At 36.4% G+C, this 6,423-nt stretch carries 8 protein-coding genes and 1 pseudogene; 5 read left to right on the forward strand and 4 right to left on the reverse strand.

Features of this window, described 5'->3' with window-relative positions; genetic code table 11:
- Window positions 1-34 precede the first annotated feature (34 nt).
- Window positions 35-1,243 (reverse strand): IS256-like element ISAba26 family transposase, encoded by a 1,209-nt coding sequence (locus MKL51_RS04235; protein WP_000343018.1) that lies wholly within the window; start codon window positions 1,241-1,243, stop codon window positions 35-37.
- A 236-nt stretch (window positions 1,244-1,479) separates the two neighbouring features.
- Here MKL51_RS04235 and MKL51_RS04240 point away from each other — a divergent pair, with 236 nt between their 5' ends.
- The gene (locus tag MKL51_RS04240) at window positions 1,480-1,704 is read left to right on the forward strand and encodes a hypothetical protein (RefSeq protein ID WP_125510319.1); all 225 of its coding nucleotides are present in this window, start codon (window positions 1,480-1,482) and stop codon (window positions 1,702-1,704) included.
- 27 nt (window positions 1,705-1,731) lie between these two features.
- Window positions 1,732-2,100 (forward strand): annotated as a pseudogene (locus MKL51_RS04245) (plasmid replication DNA-binding protein); the annotation flags it as partial.
- 210 nt (window positions 2,101-2,310) lie between these two features.
- Here the strand turns inward: MKL51_RS04245 and MKL51_RS04250 are convergent.
- The gene (locus MKL51_RS04250) at window positions 2,311-2,739 is read right to left on the reverse strand and encodes a hypothetical protein (RefSeq protein ID WP_000877730.1); all 429 of its coding nucleotides are present in this window, start codon (window positions 2,737-2,739) and stop codon (window positions 2,311-2,313) included.
- Between the two features lie 600 nt (window positions 2,740-3,339).
- Between MKL51_RS04250 and MKL51_RS04255 the strand changes: the two genes are divergently transcribed.
- Genes MKL51_RS04255 through MKL51_RS04265 form a run of 3 tightly spaced genes read left to right on the forward strand, consistent with a single transcriptional unit; the run spans window position 3,340 to window position 4,193 of the window.
- Complete coding sequence (locus tag MKL51_RS04255) at window positions 3,340-3,696, forward strand: type II toxin-antitoxin system RelE/ParE family toxin (protein ID WP_006581604.1); 357 nt, start codon at window positions 3,340-3,342, stop codon at window positions 3,694-3,696.
- Window positions 3,689-3,991 carry a helix-turn-helix domain-containing protein gene (locus tag MKL51_RS04260; RefSeq protein WP_001140619.1) on the forward strand — a complete coding sequence of 101 codons (303 nt, stop codon included), beginning with the start codon at window positions 3,689-3,691 and terminating at the stop codon, window positions 3,989-3,991. Before MKL51_RS04255 ends, MKL51_RS04260 begins: the two co-directional genes overlap by 8 nt.
- A complete protein-coding gene (locus MKL51_RS04265; RefSeq protein ID WP_000069471.1) occupies window positions 3,984-4,193 on the forward strand; it encodes a hypothetical protein in 210 nt (69 codons plus the stop codon). Before MKL51_RS04260 ends, MKL51_RS04265 begins: the two co-directional genes overlap by 8 nt.
- A gap of 109 nt (window positions 4,194-4,302) precedes the next feature.
- Here MKL51_RS04265 and MKL51_RS04270 read toward each other — a convergent pair whose 3' ends face one another.
- Window positions 4,303-4,521, reverse strand: coding sequence for a hypothetical protein (locus MKL51_RS04270; RefSeq protein WP_029747731.1), 219 nt, complete (start codon window positions 4,519-4,521; stop codon window positions 4,303-4,305).
- A 670-nt stretch (window positions 4,522-5,191) separates the two neighbouring features.
- Window positions 5,192-6,351, reverse strand: a protein-coding gene (locus MKL51_RS04275; protein WP_085945698.1) for an IS3 family transposase whose coding sequence is annotated in 2 segments (ribosomal slippage) — window positions 5,192-6,117 and window positions 6,117-6,351 — 1,161 coding nt in all. Because the reading frame shifts where the segments join, the coding sequence is not laid out codon by codon here.
- Between the last annotated feature and the right edge of the window lie 72 nt (window positions 6,352-6,423).

The raw sequence follows: 6,423 nt of genomic DNA on the forward strand, positions 1-6,423 counted from the left end.
GAGCCTGTAAATTATTTTGTGTAAGTTCCATTTTTTATAAATGATCTTTTAATCGATCATCGAACTGAATCGTAAACCAATTCATTGCTAAACGCCAATTTTGAATTGGCATCGTCCATTTCTTCGCAGCATTTGATGTTGCTAAGTAAATGACCTTCTTTACTGAGTCATCAGATGAAAAGATTTTCCTTTTCTTCGTTGAATGGCGTATTACGCTATTCAACGACTCAATCGCATTTGTTGTATAAATTGCATGACGTATTTCGGCTGGATAGCTAAAGATCGTTCGGATATTTTCCCAATTGGCCCGCCAGGATTCTCCAATTTTGGGATACTGGTGATTCCATTGATCACAGAAGATGTCTAGGGATTTTAAAGCATTTTCCTCTGTACTTGCCTGATAAATCGCTTTCAGACCCGACGTAACAGCTTTGTAGTCTTTCCAGCTTACAAATCTCAGGCTATTGCGTACAACATGCACGATACACAGTTGAATATCAGTATGAGGGTAAACAGAGGCTATCGCGTCAGGGAAGCCTTTTAATCCATCTACACAGGCAACAAGAATGTCCTGTACTCCTCGATTTTTTAGCTCTGTCATGACTGACAGCCAGAATTTGGCACCTTCTGTCTGAGCAATCCACATACCCAGTAATTCTTTTTGCCCATCCATATTGATGCCTAAAGCAAGGTATACGGACTTGTTAATCACATTGGAGTGCTGACGGACTTTGACAACAATACAGTCAAGATAGACAACAGGATAAAGGCTATCTAAGGCTCTATTTTGCCACTCAGTCACTTGCTCAATCACAGCATCGGTAACTTTGCTGATGAGAGATGCTGACACATCGGCATCGTACATTTCTTTGAAGAAGGCTACAATTTCCCTATTAGTCATTCCTTTTGCATACAGTGAGAGGATTTGGTCATCCATACTGGTGATGCGTGTTTGGTGCTTTTTGATAATTTGTGGCTCAAATGAACCTTCTCGATCACGGGGAATATCTAAAGCCAGTTGTCCATCTTGAGTTGTAATGGTTTTAGAACTAAACCCATTACGGCTATTTGAGCCTTTCTTGGGCTGATGCTTTTCATAACCGAGATGGTCTGAAAGTTCAGTATTGAGTGCAGTTTCAATCATGAATTTTTTAAAGACTGCTGTCATTTGGTTTAAGTCTTCTGGTGTTTTTAGACCTTTAGCCAATTCGGCAGCCATACTTTTGATTGTTGCTTCATCCATGTGAAGTACCTTTTGTAATTATCCTCTGAAGGATAAATGAAAATTAAGTACTTACACAAAATTTAGAACAGTCCCAGCCGTGGCTGATTTGATTGTTCACTTGGGCTTATTTGTATTAGTTCAGACTTGATCGTACATTCTTCTTGAAAAAGAGAAAGTTACCCGTACTTTCTCGCTATTCCAGCACTTGATTTCAAAGCCATCCGATGAGAAGCACTGCTTCGTAAAGCGGCTATTTGACGTGCATACAACAACCTGACCGTCATGCGTCCGGTCATTCTTTAATGGCTCAGCTCAATATGTTTGGCAATCAGCTTTCACGACTACCTGAATTTTCAAACTTAGCAAATGGTAATGAGAGCTATGATAGCCTAGCAGCAAAAATCAAAGAAATGCTGAGAGATCCAATACAACAAAAGCACTTCTTACCCCATCTAAAGAACCTAGGCTTTAAAGCTTGAGTGTATTGAAGAATACACATATTGTATTCTTCAATACAAAATCAAAATACACCTGAATACACAGATAAAACAGTTGTAGAACTCAAAAGCCAAATCGATTTTTTAAAAAAGCAGTTAGAAAAAGCCGAAGATCGTGAAGCCAAGGCAAACGCTCGCATAGATACACTGCTGACCCTCATTGAAATGAAGCCTCCACAATCCAATATGACTACGTTTACCGATCAGAAACCAGACCCGGATATAGCAACATATCCTCGGTCAGAACTTGAGCCGAAAGATGACGGATTGACTACTCCGGAGCAGACAGAAAATAAGCGGATTCCAGTGCCGGAGCACGTTGAACAGGAACCGGAGAAAAGGGGCTTTTGGAGCCGTTTTTTTAGACCCTATGATTAACCACGATTGTTTAACTAATATGAACAAAGTCGTGAAACATTGGTCAAAGAATAGGCGTGGAACGTGAAAAATCATAAAAAAACCCACCTTGGGGAAGATGGGCTATCAACTAGAAACTACAGCATTGATTTCTAAAGATAATTATAACGCATTTCGTATAAGGTGTATTATGTTAATTTTAGGGAAATTTAAGAATCTCTATGCAATGGTTTATTCAATATTCTTTGATTTCTTATCTTTTAGGTTAATCAGAAATAGCCAATAACATAAGCCAGGAAATAGAGCCATAAAGATAGTCCATGTATCTGTATACATCTTCCACCACTCTTTCGAAATTTCTCCTGTGTGACTCCATCCAAAAAGAATAAAAAATGGAGTAGCAATAATTATAGAGGCAATACAGATAGTTAATAAATTAAGACTGTTATAACGATTTAAAAGAATTGAGAATATGAAGCTGAAAGGTACAGTCAAAATACAATAAGCCAAGTAGACAAGACCGTGCCCTACAAGAACCACTAAAATCGAGTATAGGCTGTATTCCTGATTCATTACGATAAACAGGACTGCTGTGAAAAAAAGTAGTGGTAAAGGAGAAAGTAAGAGAGCTTTTACTATTTTTTCATTTGAGTATTTCACTAATTTAATTCTCTTATCTACTCAATAAATAATAATACTATAACGATTTTATTGGAGGTTTTTTGATTCTATTTAACATAATGGGCGTTATACGAAATTAACAAATTGAAACATATAAAAATCAAAAACTTATGCTATAAATAATTTGCTCGACGATGTCGAAAAGCTGACTTGGAAACAAGTCGGCTTTTTTATGAGCAGTTTTGATATATTTTGCCAATAAAATTGGTTAAAAAGCGATCAAATCGTAATTTCCTTCCGATTCCTTAAGGCTTCCATTTCTGAATTTATCCCCATTTCTTGCGGATAAGCTTTGGGATAATTTTTGATGATTTTTTGTACGCTTTGGCTTACAGCATTTTACGAAATTGTTTGTATCCAAGCACCAGTGAAGTCCCTATGATCGATCTATATGAACAGGATGTTCAATGACTTAAAACAAGAATAATCAGTCAGACACCATGACCATTAGGTAGTCAGCCCTACCTATGCGCTCCACACCGAAAAATCCCGACATGACGTCGGGATTTTTTATTGTCATTTGAATAATAATTCAATTAAGCATAAAATATAGATTGTAATCTATATTATGGTTGTAATATGTGGACAGTCATTACAACGGATCTGTTTAACGAATGGCTTGCACAGCAAGATCAATCTACACAAGAGAAAGTACTCGCAGCGTTGGTCGTTCTACAGCAACAGGGACCAAGTTTAGGTCGTCCTTTAGTAGATACCGTCTATGACTCCAAATTTACCAATATGAAAGACCTACGTGTTCAGCATCGAGGTAAATCACTGAGAGCCTTTTTCGCGTTTGATCCTTTACGACAAGCTATTGTGCTGTGTATCGGTGATAAAGGTGGTAAAAAGCGTTTTTATAAAGAGATGTTAGATATTGCCGATCAGCAATACGAAATTCATCTTTCAACTTTAGGAGATCAATCTAATGGCTAAGACCCTACAAGAATTATTGGCTAATCGCTCTCCAGAGAGTCAAGCTCGTATTCAACAAATGGCGGATGAATTATTGTTGGAAACTCAGCTTCACCTTATTCGTGAAGAGTTAGAGATTTCTCAAAAAGAATTGGCTGCAACCCTTGGAATCAAACAGCCTTCATTGTCAGCAATCGAAAATCGTGGTCATGATCTTAAAATTTCAACGATGAAAAAGTATGTCGAAGCAATGGGCGGAAAACTTCGTATTGATGTAGAGCTTCCAACAGGAAAACACATAGGATTCAATGTCTAATAATAAACCTTTGAAAAATAGTAGTAAATTACTTGTTAACTTGGACAAGTTTATATTTTTAGTCAATGCTGCTGATAGCCTAGAGGAAATTGAAATTATTAGAGATTTATGCTGTGACTATTTTTCACATTGTAAGAAGTCAAGCTATTACACTGATATTTTCGACAATGCTTATTGGATAAAATATTACGAAATAACTTAATCTTTCCAGATTCGCATAAGAGATTTTATGCTAAATAGATATGAGAAAGGCCATAAATTGTGACTTTCTCATATACGAAGAGAGAGCTGAGAACTTTCGTTTTATTGATTTATTCAAAATGAAGCTGATATTGATGTGTGGTGATTTTAATTTTTAGTTGCTTATATTTTCTTTTCGTAGCGCTCAGAGCTGAATTAGACACTTCTGTATAAAATATAGGATCATTCATCAAATCAGAAAATAATTTATATCCAATCAATAATTTACTGTATTTATTCCCATCTTTGAGATTCGTTTCAATTAATTGATCTAGAAAAACTATACATATTAGCCTCGATAGAGTGTTTCTGAACGGACACCATACAGGGTTGGCGATAGGAACTAAAGTTAAATTAGGTATTGATATATGCAATATTATTGTAAAAATAATAGATTAAACTTATATCGAGGCTAAACTTTACTCCTTTAATAGTAAAAATCTTATTCAGGATCCAAGATATATCCTTCTAAAAGACTTTAGTCCTTCTCTTTTTCAAGTCAAATTTACCCGTAATTCTGGCTAGAATACTCTCTCAAAATTGCATATACCCTATATTTATCTTGATATAAGGTCTTTTCTATAATTTTTTGGATATCTTCACTAGTCCATTTTTGCTACTTAGCTTTAAAAATGAACTGTGATTGCAGAACAAATGAGTGTTCACCTTTTCTTAAATAAAGATTCTTGACTTTTTTTTGCATAAGAAACAATTCAATAACCTATACTCTTAAACTTTATACTAGTTGGGAAAAATTTACTTTTAATTATAACTTAATAAAACACTTAACTTGTAAAAAAAACTAAATTTCAGTTACTTAATAGACAAAAAAATATTATTATTTTTGTATCAGTAATGTTTGATATTCTTTGGATTGTATGTTGTGGGTTCTTATAGTATTTCTAGGTTTAATCAGTACACTATTAATTATTTCCATATTAAAAGAGTATTTTAATGATCCTAGACAGTATCGTGGACAACAAATCCCTCTAAATTCTTAAAATATTTCTTCTCAAAGGCTTCAGGGCTTAACCAGCCATTTGCAGAATGTCTTCTGACCCGATTGTAATAAATCTCAATATAGTCAAACAAGACAGCATTCGCTTCTTTTCGAGTGGCAAACACACTGCCATGGACCACATGACCTTTCAATGTATGAAAGAAGCTTTCAGTCACTGCATTATCCCAACAGTTTCCACGTCTAGACATACTCTGAGTACAATCATTTGTCAGTAACAGCGCTCTAAAATCACGACTACAGTACTGTGAACCTTGGTCCGAATGAACCATAACACCAGTTGGATAACCCTGACGAGCCATTGCATAGTTAAACGTATCACACACCAACTGGCGGTCTATTCGATGGCTGGTTTGCCACCCCACGATACGACGACTAAATAGATCCAGCATCACACATAAATACAGCCAACCTTGCTTGGTACGGATATAGGTAATATCCGTTGTCCAAACCTTGTTAGGCTGAATGACTGTAAATTGACGCTCTAACAGATTGGGTGCTGTAGGCAAACGATGGTTTGAATCAGTCGTATGCTTGTATTTACGCGCAATCCTGCTGCGTAAACCCAGATTTTTCAGCATTCTTCCAACAGTGCGTTCACTCATGCTGTAACCTAAATCATGCATGTCATGTACCAATGAAGGTGCACCCAATCGTGCATGATGCTGCCAATATACGGCTTTTAAATCATTATATTTCTCTACCGTATTGGCCTGACGTTTTCGCCAGGCATAATAGCCTGAAGTGCTGACACCTAGGTATTTACAGGCAGAAGATACCGTGACTTCATTCATATCTAGATCTTGAATTACCGTGTACTTTTCTTGGCATGATCTGTTAGAAAGTACACATGCGCTTTTTTTAAGATGTCATTGGCTTCCTTGAGCTGTTTGACTTCTTTCTCTAATTCCAAGATCCGCTGTTGTTCTGGTGAAAGTTGACGTTTGCTTGAACCCACTGGATTGGTTTCACGAATCCATTTGTCTAAAGTTGAATAACCCACACCTAATTTCTGGGCGATTGCAGCTATAGGCTCGTGTGAGTTTGAAAGTGCATAATCAATTGCTTGCTGTTTAAATTCAGCACTAAAACGTTTGGCCATTTCTTGGATCTCCAAAGTTAACGTTACGTTATCTTTAGAGGGAAGTACTGTCCATTATTTTGGCTAGGATCA

Origin of the sequence: Acinetobacter sp. AOR18_HL (assembly GCF_027855145.1) — a bacterium.
Classification (GTDB): Bacteria; Pseudomonadota; Gammaproteobacteria; order Pseudomonadales; family Moraxellaceae; genus Acinetobacter; species Acinetobacter pittii.